Annotated in this window: 24 protein-coding genes and 1 pseudogene; 8 read left to right on the plus strand and 17 right to left on the minus strand. The window is 68.7% G+C overall.

Annotation, left to right across the window (positions count from 1 at the left end; genetic code table 11):
- Positions 1 to 50 precede the first annotated feature (50 nt).
- The gene (locus BN12_RS02065) at positions 51 to 920 is read right to left on the minus strand and encodes an ABC transporter ATP-binding protein (RefSeq protein ID WP_083454344.1); all 870 of its coding nucleotides are present in this window, start codon (positions 918 to 920) and stop codon (positions 51 to 53) included.
- Between the two features lies 1 nt (position 921).
- On the minus strand, positions 922 to 1,872 hold the full coding sequence (locus BN12_RS02070; protein ID WP_083454345.1) for an ABC transporter permease: 951 nt from the start codon (positions 1,870 to 1,872) through the stop codon (positions 922 to 924).
- 113 nt (positions 1,873 to 1,985) lie between these two features.
- Between BN12_RS02070 and BN12_RS02075 the strand changes: the two genes are divergently transcribed.
- Complete coding sequence (locus BN12_RS02075; RefSeq protein WP_048549814.1) at positions 1,986 to 2,660, plus strand: TetR/AcrR family transcriptional regulator; 675 nt, start codon at positions 1,986 to 1,988, stop codon at positions 2,658 to 2,660.
- A gap of 58 nt (positions 2,661 to 2,718) precedes the next feature.
- Here the strand turns inward: BN12_RS02075 and BN12_RS02080 are convergent, their stop codons facing one another.
- Positions 2,719 to 3,231 carry an Lrp/AsnC family transcriptional regulator gene (locus BN12_RS02080; protein ID WP_048549815.1) on the minus strand — a complete coding sequence of 171 codons (513 nt, stop codon included), beginning with the start codon at positions 3,229 to 3,231 and terminating at the stop codon, positions 2,719 to 2,721.
- A gap of 188 nt (positions 3,232 to 3,419) precedes the next feature.
- Here BN12_RS02080 and BN12_RS02085 point away from each other — a divergent pair, with 188 nt between their 5' ends.
- The gene (locus BN12_RS02085; RefSeq protein ID WP_048549816.1) at positions 3,420 to 4,088 is read left to right on the plus strand and encodes a haloacid dehalogenase type II; all 669 of its coding nucleotides are present in this window, start codon (positions 3,420 to 3,422) and stop codon (positions 4,086 to 4,088) included.
- A 50-nt stretch (positions 4,089 to 4,138) separates the two neighbouring features.
- The gene (locus BN12_RS02090) at positions 4,139 to 5,095 is read left to right on the plus strand and encodes a threonine ammonia-lyase (protein ID WP_048549817.1); all 957 of its coding nucleotides are present in this window, start codon (positions 4,139 to 4,141) and stop codon (positions 5,093 to 5,095) included.
- A gap of 22 nt (positions 5,096 to 5,117) precedes the next feature.
- Here BN12_RS02090 and BN12_RS02095 read toward each other — a convergent pair whose 3' ends face one another.
- From BN12_RS02095 to BN12_RS02150, 13 genes and pseudogenes are all read right to left on the minus strand, one after another.
- Positions 5,118 to 5,852 carry an SDR family NAD(P)-dependent oxidoreductase gene (locus tag BN12_RS02095; protein ID WP_048549818.1) on the minus strand — a complete coding sequence of 245 codons (735 nt, stop codon included), beginning with the start codon at positions 5,850 to 5,852 and terminating at the stop codon, positions 5,118 to 5,120.
- Between the two features lie 33 nt (positions 5,853 to 5,885).
- Positions 5,886 to 7,007, minus strand: coding sequence for an alanine racemase (locus BN12_RS02100; protein WP_048549819.1), 1,122 nt, complete (start codon positions 7,005 to 7,007; stop codon positions 5,886 to 5,888).
- 34 nt (positions 7,008 to 7,041) lie between these two features.
- A complete protein-coding gene (locus BN12_RS02105; protein WP_048549820.1) occupies positions 7,042 to 7,521 on the minus strand; it encodes a RidA family protein in 480 nt (159 codons plus the stop codon).
- A 27-nt stretch (positions 7,522 to 7,548) separates the two neighbouring features.
- Entirely contained in the window at positions 7,549 to 8,220 is a 672-nt protein-coding gene (locus BN12_RS02110) for a haloacid dehalogenase type II (protein WP_048549821.1), read from the minus strand.
- A gap of 207 nt (positions 8,221 to 8,427) precedes the next feature.
- The gene (locus BN12_RS02115; RefSeq protein WP_048549822.1) at positions 8,428 to 9,087 is read right to left on the minus strand and encodes a GntR family transcriptional regulator; all 660 of its coding nucleotides are present in this window, start codon (positions 9,085 to 9,087) and stop codon (positions 8,428 to 8,430) included.
- On the minus strand, positions 9,080 to 9,940 hold the full coding sequence (locus tag BN12_RS02120; protein WP_327152633.1) for a GntR family transcriptional regulator: 861 nt from the start codon (positions 9,938 to 9,940) through the stop codon (positions 9,080 to 9,082). Before BN12_RS02120 ends, BN12_RS02115 begins: the two co-directional genes overlap by 8 nt.
- Positions 9,937 to 11,415 carry an NAD-dependent succinate-semialdehyde dehydrogenase gene (locus BN12_RS02125; protein ID WP_048549824.1) on the minus strand — a complete coding sequence of 493 codons (1,479 nt, stop codon included), beginning with the start codon at positions 11,413 to 11,415 and terminating at the stop codon, positions 9,937 to 9,939. The genes BN12_RS02120 and BN12_RS02125 overlap by 4 nt, the downstream gene beginning before the upstream one ends.
- A 91-nt stretch (positions 11,416 to 11,506) precedes the next feature.
- Positions 11,507 to 12,763 (minus strand): aspartate aminotransferase family protein, encoded by a 1,257-nt coding sequence (locus tag BN12_RS02130; protein ID WP_048549825.1) that lies wholly within the window; start codon positions 12,761 to 12,763, stop codon positions 11,507 to 11,509.
- 90 nt (positions 12,764 to 12,853) lie between these two features.
- Positions 12,854 to 13,918: a tartrate dehydrogenase gene (locus BN12_RS02135; RefSeq protein ID WP_048549826.1), complete on the minus strand. Its 1,065-nt coding sequence runs from the start codon at positions 13,916 to 13,918 to the stop codon at positions 12,854 to 12,856.
- A gap of 109 nt (positions 13,919 to 14,027) precedes the next feature.
- The gene (locus tag BN12_RS02140) at positions 14,028 to 15,092 is read right to left on the minus strand and encodes an aldehyde dehydrogenase family protein (protein ID WP_200901121.1); all 1,065 of its coding nucleotides are present in this window, start codon (positions 15,090 to 15,092) and stop codon (positions 14,028 to 14,030) included.
- A 37-nt stretch (positions 15,093 to 15,129) separates the two neighbouring features.
- A pseudogene (locus tag BN12_RS26640) lies at positions 15,130 to 15,387 on the minus strand (aldehyde dehydrogenase family protein); the annotation flags it as partial.
- Between the two features lie 92 nt (positions 15,388 to 15,479).
- Positions 15,480 to 16,778, minus strand: coding sequence for an NAD(P)/FAD-dependent oxidoreductase (locus tag BN12_RS02145; protein ID WP_048549827.1), 1,299 nt, complete (start codon positions 16,776 to 16,778; stop codon positions 15,480 to 15,482).
- Positions 16,779 to 16,780: 2 nt separating this feature from the next.
- On the minus strand, positions 16,781 to 17,452 hold the full coding sequence (locus BN12_RS02150; RefSeq protein WP_048549828.1) for a haloacid dehalogenase type II: 672 nt from the start codon (positions 17,450 to 17,452) through the stop codon (positions 16,781 to 16,783).
- Positions 17,453 to 17,612: 160 nt separating this feature from the next.
- On the opposite strand from BN12_RS02150, the gene BN12_RS02155 reads away from it, so the two are divergent.
- From BN12_RS02155 to solA, 5 genes are all read left to right on the plus strand, one after another.
- Positions 17,613 to 18,350 (plus strand): GntR family transcriptional regulator, encoded by a 738-nt coding sequence (locus tag BN12_RS02155; RefSeq protein ID WP_048549829.1) that lies wholly within the window; start codon positions 17,613 to 17,615, stop codon positions 18,348 to 18,350.
- Entirely contained in the window at positions 18,347 to 19,318 is a 972-nt protein-coding gene (locus BN12_RS02160; protein ID WP_048549830.1) for a transporter substrate-binding domain-containing protein, read from the plus strand. Before BN12_RS02155 ends, BN12_RS02160 begins: the two co-directional genes overlap by 4 nt.
- A gap of 6 nt (positions 19,319 to 19,324) precedes the next feature.
- On the plus strand, positions 19,325 to 20,200 hold the full coding sequence (locus BN12_RS02165) for an amino acid ABC transporter permease (protein ID WP_048549831.1): 876 nt from the start codon (positions 19,325 to 19,327) through the stop codon (positions 20,198 to 20,200).
- 85 nt (positions 20,201 to 20,285) lie between these two features.
- Positions 20,286 to 21,062, plus strand: coding sequence for an amino acid ABC transporter ATP-binding protein (locus tag BN12_RS02170; protein ID WP_048555900.1), 777 nt, complete (start codon positions 20,286 to 20,288; stop codon positions 21,060 to 21,062).
- Positions 21,063 to 21,064: 2 nt separating this feature from the next.
- Positions 21,065 to 22,198, plus strand: coding sequence for an N-methyl-L-tryptophan oxidase (solA, locus tag BN12_RS02175; protein WP_157635302.1), 1,134 nt, complete (start codon positions 21,065 to 21,067; stop codon positions 22,196 to 22,198).
- A gap of 48 nt (positions 22,199 to 22,246) precedes the next feature.
- Here solA and BN12_RS26645 read toward each other — a convergent pair whose 3' ends face one another.
- Positions 22,247 to 22,417, minus strand: a complete 171-nt coding sequence (locus tag BN12_RS26645; RefSeq protein ID WP_407667774.1) for a FitA-like ribbon-helix-helix domain-containing protein — start codon at positions 22,415 to 22,417, stop codon at positions 22,247 to 22,249.
- Positions 22,418 to 22,438 lie beyond the last annotated feature (21 nt).

The following is a 22,438-nucleotide window of genomic DNA, read 5'->3' on the forward strand; positions in this document are numbered from 1 at the left end:
GTCGGGCCACCCGGCTCGGTGGACGTCGCCTGCCCCGCCGCTCTATCGGGTCACCCCGAAGCTCTCGCTGGGCCACCTGGCTCGGTGGTCGTCGCCTGCCCCGCCGAGGCCTGCTCGGCAGCCATCGCGAGCAGCCGCTTGCGCCGCCCCTCGGGATCGTTGCGGGCCTGGTAGGCGTCGACGACGGCCTCGGTATCGCCGTCGGCGAGGATGTGACCGCTCTCGAGCCAGATCGTCCGCTCGCACGTCTCCCGGACGACGCCGAGGGAGTGGCTCACGAGGAACACCGTCCCGGCATTCGAGCGCAGCTCCTTGATCCGTGCCTCGCTGCGCCGGCGGAAGGCGGCGTCCCCGGTGGCGAGCGCCTCGTCGATGAGGAGGACGTCGTGGGTCTTCGCCGCCGCGATGGCGAACCGGAGCCGGGCGCTCATCCCCGACGAGTAGGTCCGCATCGGCAGGCTGATGAAGTCGCCTCGGTCGTTGATCCCCGAGAAGGCCACGATGTCCTCGTACTTCTCCTTCGCCTCGGCCCGGCTCATCCCTGCCGCGAGGCAGCCGAGGATGACATTGCGCTCGCCGGTGAGGTCGGACATGAGCGCCGCGTTGACGCCGAGGAGCGACGGCTGACCGTCGGTGTAGACGGCCCCGGCCGTCGGCGGGAGGAGGCCGGCGATGGTGAGCAGCAGGGTCGACTTGCCCGAGCCGTTGGAGCCGATGAGACCGATCGCCTCGCCGCGCCGGGCGACGAGGCTCACGCCCTTGAGCGCCTTGACCTCGCGGACCTTCGGCGCGTTCTGGCGACGCAGGATCCGGTCGAGCGCCGCGGGCGCGTTGCCCTTGCCGCCGGTCGTCCCGTGGATCTTGTAGGTGAGGTGGACGTCGTCGACGATGACCGTCGGGTCGGGGAGCGTGGTGCCCATGTCAGCCACGGCCGTACTTCTCCTCTGCGCGCCAGAAGAACACGAATCCCAGGAACCCCACGACGACGGCCCAGCCGAGGGCGATGGCCCACACGTGGCGCGGGAGCTGGTCGGAGGTGAAGGTGTCGATGAGCGCGAAGCGGGCGAGGTCGATGTACACCGCGGGCGGGTTGACCTTGAGCGCGACATACACCTCGTGCGGCATCCGGCCGTGACCGGCGAGCCTGTCGATGCTCCACATGACGCCCGAGACGTACATCCACACGCGCATGACGAACGGCACGAGCGTCGCGACGTCGGGGGTTCGCGAGCCGAGCCGGGCGACGATGAGAGCCAGGCCCGTGTTGAAGACCCCCTGGAGCAGCAGCGCCGGGATCACGAGCAGCCAGCTCCATCGCGGGTACTGGCCGAAGACGAGGAGGATGACGACGAGTGCCCCCATCGCATACAGGGTCTGCTGCAGCTGTTGGAGGGTGATGGCGAGGGGCAGGCTCGCGCGGGGGAAGTGGAGCGCGCGGATGAGCCCGAGGTTGCCGGACACGGCGCGGGCGCCGGAGGACACGGCATTCGCGGTGAACGTCCAGATGAACACACCCGTCACGAGGAAGGGGACGAAGTTCGGTATGCCGCGGCTCGTCCCGAGGAGGATCCCGAAGACGAAGTAGTAGACGACGGCGTTGAGCAGCGGCGTGAGGACCTGCCAGAGCTGCCCGAGCCGGGCCTGGCTGTGCTGCGTCGTGAGCCGTGCGGAGGCGAACGCGCTGATGAACTGACGGCGCGCCCACACCTGTCGGCTGTATGCGACGAGGGACGGCCGTCTGCCGCTCACCGTGAGACCGTGGGCCGTCGCGAGGTCCCGCAGGTCGCCCGGTGCAGGAGCCGGCGGGACCGGTAGGTTGGGCAGCCCAGCGAGATCGGGGGCGGCCAGCCCTCCGGATGGCGTCTGGGTCATGAGGTCACACTCTCAGCAGCACGATCGTCGGAACGATACCGTATCGTCGTCACGGAGGGACGTTAGATGATGAGGTGTCGTCGACGCAAGACGGGATGGAGGATGAGCCGGCAGTGACGAACACGGCCGCGGAACCGGGTGACGAGGGGCCGGCCGGCAGCGACTCCGACGCGCGGCGCCGACGCCCCGCGGGCGCCGCGGTGCTCCGGGAGGACGTCACGGCGGCGATCCGGCTCGCCGTCTTCACCGAGCTGGCCGAGCTCGGCTTCGCCCGGATGTCCATCGAGGGCGTCGCCCGGCGCGCCGGCGTCGGCAAGACGGCCGTGTACCGGCGCTGGAAGTCCAAGCTCGAGCTCGTCCTCGACGTCGTGTCCTCGGTCGCCGAGTTGGGCGTTCCCGCCCCCGACACCGGGTCGCTCGAGGGCGACGTGCGAGCCCTGCTCGACGTCGCCGCCCGAGGCTTGACCAACCCCGTCGCCGCGACCGTCGTCCCCGACCTCGTCAGCGAGGCGGCCCGGCAGCCGGAGATCGCGAGCGACGTCAAGGCGGTGCTCCTCGACGAGCAGCGCGGCATCGCCGCCCGCATCGTCCATGCCGCCGTGGCCCGGGGCGACCTCCCGGAGAGCACCCGCCCGGACCGGCTCCTCGACCTCACCGTCGGTCCGCTCTACTGGCACGTCGTCGTCGTCCGGGAGCCCCTCCCCCGTGGCTACCTCGACGACCTGACCCGGGCCGCCGTCGCCGCGCTCACGGCGCTGACCGAGGGAGCCTGCCCCGGCGGCCGCTGACCCCGGACCCTGCGTGGTGACCGGACCGAGGACACGGCAGCGATCTGCCGTCGACTGATCAGTCGCGGCGGTCTCGGCGCTTGCCGCGACGCGACGAGCGCGGGAGGAGCCATGACCGTTTCGGCGTCTCGTTGAGCACGAGGAGGGTTCGGATCCCCGCGATGCCGGGAAGTCGGCGGAGGTCGTTCTCGATGAACGACCGCAGATGATCCATGTCGCTGAAGCGGGCCAGCAGGATCATGTCCACCTCGCCGGCGAGGTCGGCCGCGAACTCCACCTCCGGCATCTCGTCGAAGGCCTCGGCGAAGGACGACCACCTCGGCCAGGCGTCGGTGGTCGCCCGGAGGAGGATCACCGCGGCGAGCGACAGGCCCGCGAGGTAGGGATTCACGCAAGCGCTCAAGCGGGCGATCACGCCGGACTCGCGCAACCGGGCGAGCCGCGCGTATGCGTTCGCACGCGAGACCGACGCGTCCCGGCTCAGCGCGCTGATCGGCGCGCGAGCGTCCGCCTGCAGGGAGCGCAGCAGGGCGAGGTCGATCTCGTCGATCTGGACATCCGGCTCGACCATCGACCGACTCCTCGGCGCTAGCGGGTACCTGGCGGGACGAGATGAGCAGCCGACCGTCCCTATGGACGACATCATCCACGACGTGGGCTCTGATCACCGTTCTCGTCCAGTGATCGCGTCGACCTATGGACGATCCAAGGCCTGCGTCCATAGCCTCCGAGACGGCCGCATACCGACAGGAGACCGACGTGACTGACACCGAGCCGAAGTTCATCACCTTCGACATGTACGGGACGCTGACCCACTTCCAGATGGCCCAGCTGACCCGTGAGCTGGTCGCCGACATCGTCCCGGCCGACCAGATGGACGAGTTCATCGACGTCTTCAGGGTCCAGCGGATCGACGAGATCCTCGGCCCCTGGAAGCCCTACCCCGATGTCGTGCGCGACTCCCTCCGCAAGGCGCTCGAGCGGATGCGCCTGCCCTACCGAGCCGCCGACGGCGACGCGCTCGTCGATGCCGTCCCGACGTGGGGGCCCCACCCCGACGTCCCGGATGCCCTGCGGACGCTTGCGTCGCGCTTCCCCCTCGTCATCCTCACGAACGCCGCGGACAGTCAGGTCGAGGGCAACGTCAGGCAGTTGGGCGCACCGTTCCACGCCGTCTACACCTCGGAACAGGCCGGTGCCTACAAGCCCCGGTTCCAGGCCTTCGACTACCTGCTCGAGCAGCTGGACGTCGGTCCCGGCGAGATCCTGCACGTGTCGTCCAGCCTCCGCCACGATCTGATCCCCGCGCATGATCTGCGCATCACGAACAAGGTCTATGTGAACCGCGGTTACGAGCCCAGCACGCCGTACTACGGATACCGCGAGGTCACCACGTTGACCGAGGTTCCTGCGCTGCTGGGCATCTGAGCTCCGTTGACAGGCAACCAGATCCGAGTCACACCTCGCGGTGCGCTGAGATGACCCTGACCACCGTCGACGAGGTGGAGGCGGCGGCCGCCCGGATCCGCTCCACCTGCGTGCGCACTCCCCTGCTGGAGCTGCCGGACCCCGCCCTCGACGCGCCGCTGTGGATCAAGGCGGAGTCGTTGCAGCGGACCGGCTCGTTCAAGCTTCGCGGTGCCGCGAATGCCGTCGCGGTCTTGGACGAGGACGCGAGACGACGCGGCATCGTCACCTACTCGGCCGGGAACCACGGTCGAGCCCTGGCCCACGCCGCACGAGCGGCCGGTGTCGCGGTCACCGTCGTGATGCCTGACACCGCACCGCCAGCGAAGATCCGTGCCACCGAGGCGTCGGGCGCCGTCGTCATGGTTCGACGACCGGACGACATCATGACGCATGCGAGCCTCCTGGCCGACCGGGAGGACCGCACTCTCGTGCCGCCTTTCGACGACCCCCACGTCATCGCGGGGCAGGGCACCGTGGGCCTGGAGATCCTCGATCAGCTCGGCGAGGTGGGGACGGTCGTCGTCCCCGTCGGAGGCGGGGGTCTGCTGGCCGGGCTCGCCGTCTCGCTCAAGAGCCTTCGGCCCGAGACCAGGGTGATCGGCGTGGAGCCGGAGCTCGCCGGAGACCTCGCCGAGGGGTTCGCCCTCGGGAGACGGGCGACGTGGTCGAGGGAGCTGACGACCCGCACGTTGGCGGACGGGCTGCGCGCAGCGGCGGTAGGCGAGCTCACGTGGGAGCACATCACCGCCCTCGTCGACGACGTCCTCACGGTCTCCGAGGACGCCATCGTGCGCGCCATGCGGACCCTCGCATACGAGGCGAGACTCGTCGTGGAGCCGAGCGGAGCCGTGGCGACAGCAGCCGTCCAGCATCATCACCGCAGCCTGGGCCGCGGACCCGTCGTGGCGATCGCCTCCGGAGGGAACGTCGACCTGGAGGCTTTCGCCTCACTGTTGCGAGGGTGAGCGGCCCACGGGCGGGGCCGCCTCACGCGGCCGTGTATCCCCCGTCCACCGGCAGGACGGCACCGGTGATGTGCGAGGCCTGGTGCGAGCTGAGGAAGACGATGGCGTATGCGACCTCCTCGGCCGTCGCCATCCGGCCCAGGGGGATCGACTCCTCGCGCATCCGGCGATAGGCGTCGGCGTCCGGAGCCCGGTTGATCGACGCCTCGATGATCGGCGTCAGCGTCAGCCCCGGTGCCACGACGTTGACGCGGATGTTCCGGGGCGCCCACTCGATCGCTGCGCCGCGAGCCAGGGCGATGACGCCACCCTTGGCGGCGGAGTACAGCGTCTCCTCCGGCTTCCCGATCATGCCGAGCCGGGAGCTCACGCACACGATCGACGCGCCGGACGCCGGTGCCAGGGGTGCCAGGTGCTTCATGGCGAGGAACGTGCTCAGCAGGTTGCCGTCGAGGACCGCTCGGGCATCCTCCAGCGACATCTCGGTCAGAGGGCTCGACCTCTGCAGGCCATGGCACAGCACGACGACGTCGACCTCGCCGAACCGCCGGGCCGCGACATCGGCGAGCCGATGGACGAAGTCCTCGTCGACGAGGTCACCCGACAGGTACAGCTCGTCCGGGCCGACATCCGGGAGCTCCTTCCGTCGGCCGGTCAACAGCAGCTGCGCCCCCTCGGACCGGAACAGGTTGACTGTTGCCTGCCCGATCCCGCTGGACGCTCCCGTGATGACGGCCCTCATACCGTTCAACCGCATGACATCAACCTCTCCTCGCACCTGTCGTCGGGTTCAGCGCAGCCGACCACGCGCTGCGACCTGCCACGTCCACCATTCGGTCGCGTCGGTCCGGGCCACGACCAGCTCGTCGAAGCTGTTCACGACCGGACAGACGTGGTTCGGGAGGACGGCGACCGCCTGCCCGACGGGCAGCCCGCCGCCGGTCGGCATCCGCAGGTATCCGTGGTACTCGTTGAGACGGAAGAGCTCCGGTCCGTCCAGCACCGCCTCGTCCACTGCCACCCGCCCATAGCCCTTGCGTGGATCTCCCTCGCGCCCAAGGGCTTTGGTCCCCACGTCCAGGATGGCCTGGCCGTGGACCTGATCGCTGACGACCGTCGAGGCGACGAAGAGGGCGACCTCGTCGGGCTCGCACGCCCCGAGCCGCACATTGTCCAGGTCGCCGAACACGTACTCCCCAGGACGCAGCTCGGTCACCGGACCGCCCGGCGAGTATGCCGCCGTCGGCGTCGAGCCGGCGCTCACGACCTCCACCGTGATACCGGCCGACACCAGACTGCGGACCGCGGCCGTCAGCGCGACGCGCTGGTCGTCCGCCGCGCGGGCGCGGGCCGCCCTGTCGGACCCGCCCTGCCCCGGGTAGGTGTACACGCCGACCGGGCGGAGACCACGGCTGCGGGCGAGCGCGGCGAGCGCACCGGCTTCCTCCGGGCGTGTGCCGGACCTGCCTGCCCCGCAGTCGATCTCGATGACCAGCTCGATGAGGCCGACGGCGTCCTCCATTGCGCTCGCCAATCGTTGGATCGCCTCCGGCCCGTCCGCCCCGATCCGCAGCCGCACCGTCTCCGCGAGTCGACGGATCCGAGCCGGCTTGGATCCCGCCACCCACAAGGGATAGGCGATGAAGATGTCCTGGAAGCCGGCGTCGGCGAAGACCTCGGCCTCGCCCACCGTGCCCGCGGTGATCCCCACCGCTCCGGCGTCGAGCTGCATACGTCCGATCTCGACGCACTTGTGCGTCTTGACGTGGGGGCGCAGGTCGACGCCGTGAGAGGCGGCGAACTCCTGCATCCTGGAGATGTTGCGCTCCATGACGTCCAGCAGCACGACGGGCGTCGGCAGGTCCACGTCGTCGCGGCGCAGCATGGCGAGCACTCCGTCGAACCGGCTCACCGACGAGCCTCCTCTCCCAGCACGCCACCGAGCCTCACGGTGTCGGGCTCCAGGTACAGATCATCTGGATCTCGACAGGAGAGTTGCGCGGCAGGCCGGCCACCCCGATCGCCGTTCGAGCGTGCGCACCGTCCTCGCCCAGCACGTCGAGCAGCAGGCGGGTCGCGCCATCGGCCACCGTGGCATGGTCCCCGAAGTCGGGTGTGGATGCGACGAATACCAGCATCTGGACGAGGCGTAGCCGATCCAGGGAGCCGACCGCCGCCGCACCCACGGCGAGACAGTTGACGGCGGCGATCCGAGCCAACCGCTGCCCGAGAGCGATGTCGACGTCAGCACCGAGCAGCCCCCGTGCCAGGAGGTCGCCGTCGATCGTCGGGAGCTGACCCGCGACATGGATGATCGTCCCCACCTGACGGAACTGCTCGTAGGACCCGGTGCGCGCGGCCGGAACCGCTGGGAGCTCGAATCCCTGCTCTCGCAGCCTCGTGGTCGCCGTGCCGGCGCTCGTCATCGTCCTCAGCCCCTCCGCGGGAAGTGGTCAGGCGCCCAGGATGACCGGCAGCTGGGCGATGTCGGTGATGCGTTCATAGCCCAACCACGGCTGATCGTGCTCGAAGCCACGGTCCAGGTAGACCGTGTGGGGAATGCCCAGGTCGTGCGCCGGGCGAAGGTCGTACTGCGGGCTGGACGACACGTGGACGATCTCGTGCCGCTCCACGCCGAGCCGCTCCAGCAAGCCCTCGAAGGCCCGCAACCGAGGCTTGTACACACCTTGTTGCTCCGACGTGATGACGACCTCGAACGGGGCCTCGAGGTGGTCCACCAGCTGCTGCACCTGGGTGTCGTCGGTGTTGGTGATGATCGCCAGGGGATACGTCTCGGCAAGCCGTCGCAGCGCGGCCGGCACCCCCGGATGCGGTCCGCGCGAGGGGATCTGGTCGTAGACGGCCCGGGCGTCGTCCTCGTGGTACTCCAGCCCGAGGATCCGCGTCGCGCGACGTTGCGATTGCTCCACGATCTGGTGGAAGGGCTTCCACTCCCCCATGCACTCGTCGATCCGGAGCTGGCCGGCGAGCCGGAGGAAGGTGGCCTCTATCGCCGCCGGAATCCGTTCGCCCATCGCGCGCCGGATCGCGTCGTCGATCCGGAAGTCGATCAAGGTGCCGTTCATGTCGAACGTGACGAACTTCGGCTTGGCCGCCAGATCCATGAACCCTCCATCGCACTTGGTGTCTGATTGTAGATTGTCGACTATTGGTCTTGGACTGTCAACAGCGCGTCGCCGATGGCCGCCTCGGCAGCTCACCGTGCGCGCATGCCGCCGACGACGCGACGGACCCTTGTGGGGAAGCTGGCTGTCGCTATAGCTGCGGCCAGCTTCCCCACAAGGACCCCGTCATGGCGCGTGCGGCGGTCGTCAGCTGTCCGATGGCGACGTGCCCGTCGCCCGGAGGGCTTCGGTGAAGTGGGTGGCGACGTGGACCCTGAGTGCTTCCCGATCCGCCGCGAGCAGGCTCTGCGCGATGATCTCGTGCTCGTGGGCGATCTCGCTCAGGTCGGTGTAGGTCCGGTGGTCCGCCACGAGATAGAGGCGCAGCTTGGCCTCCCAGCCGTGCCAGAGATCGCTCAGCAGTCGATGACCGGACAGGTCGTAGACCAACCGGTGGAATACCAGATGGCCCTCGATACTGGCTGCCACGTCGTTCGTCGCTGCCGCGCGGTGCAGTTCGGCCACCGCGTCAATCAGGTCCTGCCTGTGCGGACCACGCAGGGCGGGGCCGGACAGCTCCATGGCATACGCCTCGACCAACCTGCGGACCGAGGCGATCTCGGCGATCTCGCGGTCCTCGATCTCCATGACGAAGGCGCCGCGGTAGGGGACCTTGACGACGAGTCCGTCCTCCGCCAGGCGCGCGAGCGCCTCACGAACCGACGCGCGGCTGATGCCGAGCTCGCTCGCGATCTGCGCCTCGCGGAGCTGCTCGCCGGCGCCGATGGTGCCCTCCAGGATCGCGACGCGCACCACCTGGTAGACGTCGTCCGGCGTGGTGGTGCGAGGACCCGACCACCTACCCATCCGTCAGCAGCCGCTTCATCCCGTCGTCCATGTGGTCCCTGAGCAGAGCGGTGGCGCGCTCGGTGTCGCCGGCCAGGATCGCATCGACGAGGTTGCCGTGCTCCGCCACCCGGTCGTCGATGGAGGTGTAGGTGGCCTGCATGTTCGTCAGGCACATGCGGACCTCCATGATCAGGGTGCGATGCATGCGCTGCAGATGCGGGCTGTTCGACAGCCCGACCAGCCTCTCGTGGAAGAGCAGGTCGAGTCGCGACAGCTCCTCGCTGCTGGGATCGCCGCGATACTGCTCCATCGCGTCGACGAACTCCATGAGCGTGGCCGCCTCCGCCTGGCGACCCGTGGCGATGATCTGCTCGATGGCGGCGCGCTCCACCGCGCCCCGTGCGAGGTAAGCGTCGCGCACGGTGCTCTCGTCCAGCTCCATCACGAACAGGCCGCGGTTGCGCCGGCTGACGAGCAGGCCCTCCTGGGTCAGGCGCTGCATCGCCTCACGGAGCGGCCCGCGGCTGACACCGAGGCTCTTGGCGAGCGAGGCCTCCAACAGCTGCTCGCCCGGGGCGAACTGTCGCGAGGCGATGGCTTCACGCAGCTGGCGGGCGATGAGCGTGGGCGTCGTGTCCTGCTGGATCGGCGTGAGCCCCAATGGCTTCTTCGAGCCGGGCCTCGCGCTCCTGGTATCCATCCCGTCCCCTGACCGAGCCTTCTCACACCGGGTCGACCCGGCAGCGCGCGGCCGTCGTCGGCCCCTCGTCGGTGTCACCTGATGCATCAATATAGATGGCAACGGTTCGCGATGGACGCATGCCACCTCGGCTGCGCGCCTGCTCGGGCATCCCGGCCCGATGGCATTCATTCGGGTCGGCTGGATCGTGGCATCGCCAGATAGCGCTGCTCGAGGAACTCCTCGATCCCCGTCCGACCCCCTTCCCGCCCGAGCCCGGACTCCTTGATCCCGCCGAAGGGCGCCGCCGGATTGGAGACCAGACCCGTGTTCAGCCCGAGCATGCCCACCTCGATCGACTCCTGCATGCGGAAGGCCCGGTCGACGTCCTTCGTGAAGACATACCCCACGAGCCCCCACTCCGTGGAGTTGGCGAGCGCTATCACATCCTCCTCGTCATCGAAGGGGATCACCGGCGCCACCGGGCCGAAGATCTCCTGGGACATCAGCTCGGAGGAGGGATCCACATCGGTGAGCACCGTGGGCTGGTAGAAGTAGCCACGCCGGTCCGGAGCCGAACCGCCGCAGACCAGACGCGCGCCGCGGTCGACCGCGTCCGAGACGAGGGACTGCACCTTCGCGAGCGCCTTGGGTTCGATCAGCGGGCCCACCTGGGTCCCCTGCTCCGAACCGTCACCCACGACCAACCCGTCCATCCGGGACGCCAGCCGCCTCACGAACTCCTCCGCGACACCCCGTTGGACGAACATCCGGTTGGCAGCGGTGCACGCCTCCCCCATGTTGCGCAGCTTGGCGACCATCGCGCCCTCGACGGCACCATCCAGGTCGGCATCGTCGAACACGATGAACGGTGCGTTGCCGCCCAGCTCCATCGAGGAGCGCATCACGTGGTCGCTCGCCTGGGCGAGCAGCCGCACTCCCACGGCCGTGGAGCCGGTGAAGGAGATCTTGCGAGCCAGGCCGCTGCTCATCCAGGGTTCGACCACCGAGCCCGGGTCGGAGGAGCAGACCACGTTGAGCACGCCGCCCGGGAGACCGGCCTCCTGGAGGATGGCGACGAGCGCCAAGGAGCTCAACGGCGTGAGGTGAGCCGGCTTGAAGACCATCGTGCAGCCGGCGGCGATCGCCGGACCGATCTTGCGGGTCCCCATCGCCAGCGGGAAGTTCCACGGAGTGATGAGCACGCATGGTCCCACCGGCTGCTTGGTCACGATGATCCGAGTCTTCCCATCCCCGCTGAGGGTCGCGTCACCCCCGATGCGGACGGCCTCCTCGGAGAACCAGCGGAAGAACTCCGCCGCGTATGCGACCTCGCCCGTGGCCTCGGCCAGCGGCTTGCCCATCTCGGCGGTGATGATCGCCGCCAGATCGGCCTGTCTGGCCATCATCAGCTCGTAGGCGCGGCGAAGGATCTCGCTGCGCTCGCGCGGAGCGGTGCGTGCCCACGAGTCCTGGACGCGGGCCGCCGCCGCGATGGCCCGCCGGGCGTCCTGCGGGCCACCGTCCGCGATCGAGGCGATCACCTCCTCCGTCGCGGGGTTGACCACGTCGCAGCGAACGGCGGACTCGGCATCGACCCATTCGCCGTCGATGTACAGGCCGGTCGGGACGGACCGGATCAGCTCTCGGAGTTCGGGTGTCGTCATCTGTGCGTCCTTCGTCGGTGAGGAGGGTCTGCGTCGGTCCGCGGTGCCACGTCCGAGCGGACGAGCCGTGAGGCGGGCGGCCGGTGACGGGTCAAGGCTCGAGAACGTGCGCCACGGAGGCCTGGAACCGCTCGATGCCCAGATCGATCTCGTCGGCGGTGACCACGAGGGCGGGGATCAGCCGGACGACGTTTCCGGCGGGACCACACGTGAGGCTCAGCAGTCCGTGGCGGGTGGTCGCCTGCTGCACCGCCGCGGCGGTCTCGGCGTCGGCCGACCCGTCGGCGTGCACGAACTCGATGCCCAGCATCAGGCCCAGCCCACGGACGTCTCCGATCTCGGCATACTTGCCCTGCAGCGGCTTCAGTCCCCCGATGAGCTGCTCTCCGCGGAGGCGAGCGTTCTCCACCAGTCCCTCGTCGCGGATCACGTCCAAGGTGGCGCAGCCGGCCGCCGCCGCGACGGCGTTCCCGCCGTAGGTGCCGCCCTGGGACCCCGGCCAGCCCTTGGACATCAGCGCGGTCGAGGCCGCGATCGCGCTGATGGGAAAGCCGGACGCGAGGCCCTTGGCGGTGATGAGGATGTCGGGGAGTGCGGTGGAGTGCTGGTGGCCCCAGAACCTGCCGGTGCGACCGCAGCCGGCCTGCACCTCGTCCAGGAGCAGGAGGATGCCGTGCCGATCGGCCCGTTCCCTCAGGCCGTCCAGGAAGGCCGGCGGGGTCGGCAGGTAGCCACCGTCACCGAGCACCGGCTCGATGAGGAAGGCCGCCGTGTCGTGGGGTGCGGTTCGGCTGAGCAGCAGATAGTCCAGCTCACGCAGGGCGAAGTCGACGGCGGTCTGCTCGTCCCAGCCGTAGCGGAAGGCATAGGGGAAGGGCGCCATGTGCACGCCCGCCATGAGCGGTGCGAAACCGGCCGAGAACTTCGTCCCTGCCGTCGTCAGGCTCGCCGCAGCGACGGTCCGGCCGTGGAAGCCGCCCTGGAACACGACGATGTTCGGGCGGCCCGTCGCCATCCGCGCGAGCCGCACCGCGGCCTCGACCGCCTCGGAGCCGGAGTTGGCGTAGAACACCGAGTCCAGCCCTGTCGGTAGCACCTCGCCCAGCTTCTCGGTGAGCTCCAGCAGCGGTCTGTGCATCACCGTCGTGTACTGGGCGTGGATGACCCTGCCCACCTGCTCCCGAGCCGCCTCGACCACCCGTGGATGGCAGTGCCCGGTGCTCGTCACGCCGATGCCGGTCGTGAAGTCCAGATAGTCCTGGCCGTCCGTCCCGTGGATCCAGCTTCCCTTGGCGTGGTCGACGATGACCGGAGTGGCCTGCTTCAGCAGAGGACTCAGCGATGACACGATCTCGCTCCTTCGTACACAGATGATCGATGGTCACAACCTGGTGTGCGGCCTGGGAGCCGCGACGACGTGCTCGGTCCGGCTCGGCCGTCACCCGCCGTCGATGCGCCGGAGGACCTGCGTGGCGAACTCCGACGTATCGGCTCGTCCGCCGAGGTCGGCGGTCAGCACGCCGGATGCCATCGTCTGCTCGACGGCGGCCATCAGGGCATCCGCCGCCGCGGACTCGCCCAGATGGCCCAGCATGAGCGATGCGGACCACAGCTGCCCCACCGGATTCGCGATGCCGCGGCCGGCGATGTCCGGCGCGGAGCCGTGGACCGGCTCGAACATGGACGGGTACCGCCGCTCCGGGTTGATGTTGGCGCTGGGCGCGATACCTATCGAACCCGCCACCGCCGCAACGAGATCCGACAGGATGTCACCGAACAGGTTCGATGCCACGATCACGTCGAACGCTCCGGGATCGAGCACGACCTTGGCGGCCAGGGCGTCGATCAGGACACTGTCGACCGTCAGACCGGCGCCATCGCGGACGACATCCGCCGCCACCTCGTCCCACAGGGGCATCGAGTGGATGATGCCGTTGGACTTGGTGGCGGACGTCAGCCTCCCACGCCGCGTGGCGGCGAGGTCGGCGGCGAACCGCGCGACGCGCTCGATGCCGGTTCGGGTGAAGACGGCCTCCTGGATCGCGAACTCCTCGGAGCGTCCGCGGTAGACGCGGCCGCCGACCGAGGAGTACTCCCCCTCGACGTTCTCGCGGACCACGACGATGTCCAGATCGGTCACCTTGCGCAGTGGAGACACGACGCCTGGCAGGATCCGCACCGGCCGCAGGTTGATGTACTGCAGGAACTCGCGTCGGATGGGGATGAGCAGACCCCAGAGCGTCTCATGATCGGGCAGGTCGGGATGACCTACTGCTCCGAGCAGGATCGCGTCACCGTCGGCCAGCTGCTCGATCCCGTCGACCGGCATCATCCGTCGATGGGTGAAGTAGTAGTCCGAGCCCCAGTCGCGCTCCCGCCACACGACGGAGTATCCGTGCCTGGCGCCGAGGGCATCCACACACCGGATCGCCGGTGGGATGACCTCCTGGCCGATGCCATCGCCCGCGATGACATCGATCGTGTACGTCCGCTGCGTGCTCATCCCTGGTCCTTGCCCATCGGTCGTTGCCGACATGTTCCTGTTGATCCGTCCGTGACGATCCGTCGGTGCTGATCCATCCGTCGGTGCCGATCCGTCCCCGCCGCGGACCTCAGGTGCGGACCAGCACGCACTTGGGCGCCGTGAGATCCAGCACCGCCGACCGGATCCCTTCGCGGCCGATCCCGGAGCGCTTGAACCCGCCGAACGGCATCGCGTCGAGGCGGAAGTCGCTCGTGTCGTTGACGAGCACGGCCCCGACGACCAGTCGGCGCGACACCCGGGTCGCGGTGTCGAGGGATCGCGTGAAGACGCCGGCCTGCAGTGCGAACGAGCAGTCGTTCGCCCGCTCGATGGCCTCGTCGACATCCTCGACCGGCTCGATCATCACGACCGGCCCGAAGAGCTCCTCCTCGAGGATGGCCGCCCGCGGCGCCACCCCGGTGAGGACGGTCGGCCGGTAGAAGCTGCCCTCGCGTCGACCGCCGGTGACGAGACGTGCCCCGTCCGACACCGTGGACTCGACGAGCTCGGCGAGTCGTTCGGCCGCGGCGACGCTCACCAGGGGACCCACGTCCGTTGCCGGATCCTGCTTGGAGCCGACCACCAACGCACCGGCTCCGGCCGCCACCCGATCGAGCACCTCGTCGAAGACGTCCCGCTCGACGTAGACCCGCTGGACCGACAGACAGTTCTGCCCCGCGGTTCCGAAGGCCCCCGACACGATCCCCTCCACCGCCAGATCCAGGTCCGCGTCGGCGCATACGATCGTGGCGTTGTTGCCGCCGAGCTCCATCAACAGCTTCTTGACGCCGGCCGCGCGGGCGATGGAGTCCGCGGTGCGAGTGCCACCGGTGAACGAGACCACCGACACGTCAGGGTGTGCCACGAGGGCCGCGCCGATGTCGCCACCGCCGCACAGGACCGAGACCCGCCCCGCGGGAACACCCGCGTCGAGCAGGACCTCGGCGAGGTTGAGAGCCGAGAACGGTGTCTGGTCCGAGGGCTTGAGCACGATCGGAGCGCCCGCCAGCAGGGCCGGGGCGACCTTGTGCGCGACGAGGTTGAGGGGGTCGTTGAAGCTGCTGATGGCGGCGACGACGCCGAGGGGCTCCCGGCTGAACCAGCCGATCCGGCCGAACCCGCGCTCGCTGGCGGCGGAGCGGCAGCGTCTCACCGATGAGGACGTCGGTGGAGTCCGCCGCCGTGTTCAGGGTCTCGGCGCATCGCTGGACCTCGCCGCGCGCTTCACGGACAGTCTTCACGCCCTCGGCGGCGATGACACGGGCGAAGCGCTCGCGCTGGTCCAGCACCGCCGACGCGGTCTGTCGCAGGGCCGCGGCGCGCAGGTGCAGCGGCCAGTCCTCGTCGAGCGCAGCCAGACCCGCGCGCACGGCCTCGTCCACATCAGCGCTGGAACACGGGTGGACGTACCCGACGAGCTCTGCGTTCTCCGGGTCCCGCACGGGCATGGTCAGCTGCTGGTCGCGCCACACGCCGGCGATCAACGCGCCACCCGGTGGCAGGTCCTCGGTCCGCAGCCGGTGCTCCGCCCCGACGAGGTTCACTCCTTGCCTCCCTTGATGAGGTTCCAGCGGTCGATGACGTGTGCTCCGGCCCCGATGAAGGGCAGGAACCACGGCGAGCCGAAATGCCCTGGCACCGGCGGGAAGGCGATCCCCTCGAACGGCAGGTCACGCCGCTCGCCGAGCAGCCTGCGGGCCATCTGCTGCCCGCAGTACGTCGCCATCTGCACGCCGTGTCCGCTGTAGCCGAGGCTGTAGTGCACGCCGTCGTGCTCACCCGCGTGCACCATCCGGTCCATCGTGATGTCGACGAGACCGCCCCACGTGTAGTCGATCGTCGTATCCGACAGCTGCGGGAAGATCTCGGCGATCGCCCGCCGCAGCGTCCGGGCACTCTTGAGGTCGGAGTCCGGACTGGACAGTGCGAACCTCGCCCGGCCGCCGAAGAGCAGCCGGTCGTCGGGGGTGCGCCGGAAGTAGTACGTGAGCATCCGGGCGTCGGAGGCCATCCGCCCCTTCGGAAGCAGCTCGGTCGCCACGTCCGCGCCCAGGGGTTCGGTGCACACGATGAAGCTGCCGACCGGGATCACCCGGCGCCGCAGCCATGGAGTGAGCGACCCCGTGTACCCACTGGTGGCGATGAGCACCTCGCTCGCGCGGACCGGGCCGCGGGTGCTCTGCACGACGTGCCTCGTGCCGTTCCGCTCCATCGAGACGACCGGCGCGTCCTCGCAGAGGGTCGCCCCGGCGTCCAATGCCGCTCGGGCGAGCCCGCTGACGAACTTCGCGACGTGCAGTCCCGCGCCGCGCGGGTCGACCGCGCCGCCATGGTAGTAGTCGGAGCCGATCTCCTGACGGATCTCGCTCGGTCCGAGAACGTGTAGCGCGGGGAGATCGCCGATGCCGGCGATCACGTCCGCCGTCTCCTGCATCCCGGACAGCCCAGCGGGGGTGAGCGCCAACGACAGCTTGCCGTGGCGCGTGAAGTCGCAGTCGATCGCATACTCGTCGACGAGCGCCTCGACCGCGTCGATCGCCTTGTCGTACGCCAGGTAGTACTCGACGGCTCTCTCCCGGCCGTACCGGGAGATCGCCTTGTCCAACCCGATCGCCAGACCGGTGGTCGCCATCCCGCCGTTCCGGTTCGATGCGCCCCAGCCGATGTGCTGCGCCTCCAGGACGACGACCCGGGTGCCCGTGCGCGCGAGCTCTACGGCGGCCGAGAGACCTGTCAGGCCGGCTCCGACGATGGCGACATCCACCTCCTCGGGTACCGCCGTATGCCGGAAGTCGCCTGCTGGAGTCGCCGTGTCCTGCCAGTAGGAGACGAGCTTCATCCTCAGTCGATCCCGAGCATCTGGTTCAGCTCGGTCAACGACGCGACGTCGACGTACTCGTAGGAGTGGGCCGGCGGGTCGTAGCCGCGGTCGAGCATGACGAGGTTCCGGAAGCCCAGGTCGTGAGCCGGCATGAGGTCGTACCGGGTGTGCGAGGAGACGTGGAGGAAGTCGTCCGGGGTCGCGTCGAGCTGCTCGACCATGTACTCGAAGGCCTGGTAGCGCGGCTTGTAGACGCCGGCCTGCTCGGCGGTGTAGACCGCGTGGAAAGGGGCACCCAGCTTGGGAACGGAGACGTCGAGGAAGGCCGTGTCCGCGTTGGAGAGGATCACGAGCGGGTACCTCTCGGCCATCCTCGCGAGCGGGGTCGGCACGTCGGCATGCGGACCCCAGGACAGCACGGCGTCACCGAACTGTGCACCCGCGGTCGGGTCGGACTCGATCCCCCACTTGCGGCAGACCCGGTCGAACGCGTCCTGGAGCACCTGCCGGTAGGGATAGTAGTCGCCGAGCACCTGGTCGTAGCGGTACTTGCTGAACGAGCGGGTGAAGGCCGGCCAGTCCTCCTCGCTGATCTGGTCACCCACGATCCGCTTCGTCGTCGAGGCGATCTCGTAGTAGATGAGGGTGCCGTAGCAGTCGAAGGACACGTACTTCGGTCGGTAGTTGACCACTGATCTCTCGCTCCTCGTTCGATGACGTGACGGGGTGGGACATCGCCCAGGACGACGGTAGCGCGAACTGTGTCGATTGTCGACAACAGGGCGGCATGCCGTTGACACATCGATCCCGTGTCAGTACATTGCTCGGAATCTCCAGAGAGCAGGAGCATCCATGAGCACGAGCACCGGGCTCGTCGCGTTGCAGCGACGGTCGACGGCCGATCGGGTATGCGACGAGCTGCGGCGGCTCATCATCGCGGGCGCTCTCGAGCCGGGTCAGCCGTTGCACGAGAAGCGGGTCGCCGAGGAGCTCGGCGTCTCCAGGTCACCGGTCCGTGAGGCGCTGCAGCAGCTGGTCGCCGAGCGGCTGCTCATCGCCGCGGAACCGAGCAAGACCGTCACGGTGAGGGAGTTCACCGAGGACGACATCCACGAGATCTATGACGCTCGCATCGCCATCGAGAGGCATGCGGCCGCGACCGTGATCGCGGGTGGCCCGGCGAAGGTCGCCGAGGCGTCGGCTCTGCTCGCAGCGGCCCTCGACGTGCTCACGTCGGTGCTCGACTCCGGTGACCGACTGCAGATCGCTCAAGCCGACCTCGCGTTCCATCAGCAGCTGGTGCGCTGTGGCGGCAACTCCCGACTGATCGATGCCTACCTGCTGCTGTCCGCCGAGACGGTCACCTGCATGACCTGGCTGGAGAACGCACGCCCGTCGGATGCCGGGCTCGTGCAGGACCATCAGGACCTCATCGACGGACTGGAGACCCAGGACCCGGACGTCGCCGGCCGGACCATCGCCCAGCACCTGAGCCGGGCGGACTCGAATCTCTCAGCGAGTACCGCCGCTGAGCGCTCAACCCCACCGCGGCCGCCCCGTCGCGACCTTGGAACAGGAGTCACTTCATGAAGTTCACGTCCATCTCATTCGCCGCGGTCGCGTGCCTCGCTCTCGGGGTGACCGCCGGATGCTCCAGCTCGGGAGACGACTCCGGCGGCGGCAGCAATGCCTCGGCCGGCGCCACGAACTCCTCCGCCACGGGCACGACGGGCAACATCGCCGAAGGCGTCTCCGCGGATCCCGCATCCGTGGCGCTGCTGCCCGCATCGATCAAGACCAAGGGGGCCATCACGGTCGCCATGGACCTGCAGTACCCGCCCACGTCGTTCCTCAACACCTCGAACCAGCCCGTCGGCTTCAACGTGGACATCTCCCGCCTGCTGGCGGCGAAGCTCGGCCTCAAGCTGAACATCGAGAACGTCTCCTTCAGCACCATCATCCCGGGCATCACCGGCGGGCGGTACGACTTCACCGCCACCGACATGTCGGCCACACCCGAGCGTCTCAAGGTGCTGGACATGATCAACTACTGGTCCGACGGCTCCTCGCTCGGGGTCAAGGCGGGCAATCCGGACCATCTCAACATCAACGACTCGTCCGTCTGCGGCAAGTCCATCGCCGTGATGACCGGGAGCACGCAGCAGGAGACGTATCTGCCTGCGCTGTCGAAGAACTGCACCTCCTCGGGCAAGCCCGCGATCAAGACCGTCGTGCTTCCGAACGTGAACACGGCCCTGACCCAGCTCTCCTCCGGCCGGATCAACGGCATCTTCTACGACACCCCGTCGCTCGCCTGGGCGGTGCAGGAACACGGAAGCGCCTTCGCCGTGACCGCCGACCAGTACGACAAGCCGGCGAGCCTCGGCAACGACCTCGTCGCGCTGGGCCTCGCGAAGGACTCCCCCCTGACCGCGGCCATGCAGAAGGCGATGCAGTCGATCATCGACAGCCCGCTCTACCTGAAGGCGCTCAACAACTGGGGACTGGGCGGCGGCGCGATCAAGACCGCCGACAAGGCGAGCGCGACATCGAGCTGACCTGAGATGGACGCCACCGCCAAGCCTCGCATCCATCGCCGGGGAACCTATGAGTACGTGATGTGGGCGATCTGCCTGCTCATCGCGGCAGGCATCGCCTACAGCCTCATCACGAATCCCCGGTACCAGTGGGACGTCATCGGTGACTACCTCACGGACGGCACGGTCCTCAAGGGACTGTGGCTGACCCTCTGGCTGACCGTCCTCGTCATGCTCATCGCGTCCGTGCTCGGGATGCTCGTCGCCATCATGCGGTCCTCGAAGATCCCGCCGGTCCGGATCCTGGCGATCGGATACATCAGTGTCTTCCGCGGCACTCCCGTCCTCGTGCAGCTCATCCTGTGGTTCAACATCGCCGCGCTCTACCCGAACATCAGGCTCGGCATCCCGCTCACGTCGATCGGTGTCAAGCTCGACACGAACTCGCTGATCAGCGCCATCACCGCAGCCATCATCGGCCTCTCCCTCAACGAGGCCGCCTACATGGCCGAGATCATCCGGGGCGGCTTCAACTCCGTACCCAAGGGGCAGCTCGAGGCGGGCGACTCGCTGGGGATGACGGAGGCGATGAAGATCCGCAGGATCATCATCCCCCAGGCCATGCCGACGATCATCCCGGCCACCGGCAACCAGCTGATCAGCATGCTGAAGGAGACCTCGCTGGTCAGCGTGCTCGGGGTAGCGGACCTGCTCCAGAGCGTCCAGCTCATCTACGCGCGCACTTACGAGACGATCCCCATGCTCCTCGTCGCGTGCATCTGGTACCTCATCGTGTCGATCCTGCTCAACTACCCGCAGTCCAAGATCGAGGCGTACTACACCAAGTCGCGTCAGGCGATACGACTGCAGAAGGTCGAGCCCGTCGCGGAGGTCCCGACATGACCGGCTGTCAACCCGGAGGAAGAATGGTGCACCCATGACGGAAGACGTGACCCCGCCGTCGCTCGAGCCGTTCGTCCCACCAGGCATGGGAAAGGCGGACGGGCCGGGAACGGTCCACATCCGCAGCCTGGTCAAGTCCTTCGGTCCGCACGCCGTGCTCAAGGACATCAACCTGGACATCTCCGCCGGAGAGGTCTGCGTCCTCATCGGTCCCAGTGGCTCCGGCAAGTCCACCCTTCTTCGGTGCATCGACGGCCTCGAGCAGATCGACTCCGGCGTCCTGAAGGTCAACGGCGAGCACCTGGGCTTCCGGGAGGAGGAGCGCTCCTTCAAGCCGCTGAAGCGCAAGGAGCTGCGAGTCCAACGGACCCAGATCGGCATGGTCTTCCAGCAGTTCAACCTGTTCCCCAACATGACGGCGGTGGAGAACGTGACCGTCGGCCAGATCATGGTGAAGGGCACCAGGAAGGCCGAGGCTCGGGAGCGGGCCCTTCGACTGCTCGCCCAGGTCGGCCTCAACGGCCGGGAGGACCACTATCCCTCGCAACTGTCCGGCGGCCAGCAACAGCGCGTCGCGATCGCGCGATCGCTGGCCATGGAGCCACAGGTGATGCTGTTCGACGAGCCGACGTCGGCGCTCGACCCGGAGCTCGTGGGCGACGTCCTCGACGTGATGAAGGGACTGGCCGACGGCGGGATGACGATGATGGTCGCCACCCACGAGATGGGGTTCGCCCGCGAAGTGGCCGACAGCCTGCTGTTCATGGCGGATGGCTACATCGTCGAGCGCGGCGATCCGCGTGAGGTGCTGGCGAACCCGCAGGAGTCCCGGACCCGTCAGTTCCTGCGGAAGGTGCTCTGACGGTGACGGATGCCCAGATCGGCGTCATCGGCGTCGGCAGTGTCGGCAGCATGGCGATGTGGCAGGCGAGCCGGCGCGGCTCCTCCGTCCTCGGGTTCGAGGCAGCGACGCCGGCCCACCCGCGCAGCGCGGTGGGAGGCGACTCGCGGCTCTTCCGGATGACCTACCGGGGAACGGACCCGTACTACCCCATCCTCGTCCGGTCCCGACTGCTGTGGGGCGAGCTCGAGGAGGAGAGCGGCAAGGAGATCCTCAACCGGTGCGGCGGCCTGTCCATCGGGCACCGCGACGGCTCCTACATCCCGGCGCTCCTGGAGTCGATCCGAGCCTGCGGCGCCGGCTACCGCATCCTCGACCATGCGGAGATGGCGCAGCGCTACCCCCAGCACGACCTGGATCCCGATGAGATCGCCGTCTGGGACGAGCAGGCCGGGTTCCTCAAGACGGACACGGCGGTCCTGGCCGCCTTGCGCCGCGCCGAGGACGAGGGAGCGGACGTGGTCACCGACTGCCGGGTCCTCTCGATCGAGGAGACGGACGATCTCGTCCGCATCCGCGACGAGGACCGCACGTGGACGGTCGACCGGCTCATCGTGACCGGCGGAGCGTGGGCAGCCCCACTGTTGCCGGAGGCGCTGCGGTCCCAGGTGTACCCGGCTCGGGTTCTGCTCACGTGGTTCCAGGTCGACGATCCGGGTGACTTCGTCCCCGAGGTCTTCCCGATCTTCATCCGGATCGCCCGAGGCACGTCGATGTACGGCGCGCCGACCATCGACGGCGTCACGATCAAAGCGAGCCTGGACGGGCGGGCCACCCCGGCCGACGATCCGTCGAACCTGCTCCGGGTGCCCAGGCCGGAGGAGATGAGCGAGGTGCGGGCGACGGCTGCGAGCTACTTCCCGGGAGTGATCCCGTACATCGTTCGCGCGGACACCTATCCGGACCTCTACACGACAGACAGCGCACCGCTCCTCGGCTTCGCACCCGGCTCCGAGCGGATCGTGCTGGCGACCGGGTTCAGCGGCGCCGGGTTCAAGATGTGCACCGGATACGGCGCGATAGCCGCCGGCCTGGCGTGCGATCCCTCCCACGCATCGGCTCCCGCCTTCACCGACCCGGCACGATTCCTCCGGTAGCCGACCGGTCGAATGCCGTTCAACGTCCCGGAGGACGGCGCGGACTCCTCACGAACCCTCGAACGGGTTCGTCAGAGACTCCAGTCCTGCGTCTGAGAAGTCCTCGGTATTGCGTGTGTCGCGGGCCTCGGCCTCCATCGACACGCCACGTCGGCGGGCTCGCTCCTGCAGCCGGCGCTTCACACCCTCGTCCAGTCCGCGTATCAAGACCTGTGCCATCGCATCCACCCTCTCGCTATC

Source organism: Nostocoides japonicum T1-X7 (assembly GCF_001046855.1).
Lineage (GTDB): Bacteria > Actinomycetota > Actinomycetes > Actinomycetales > Dermatophilaceae > Nostocoides > Nostocoides japonicum.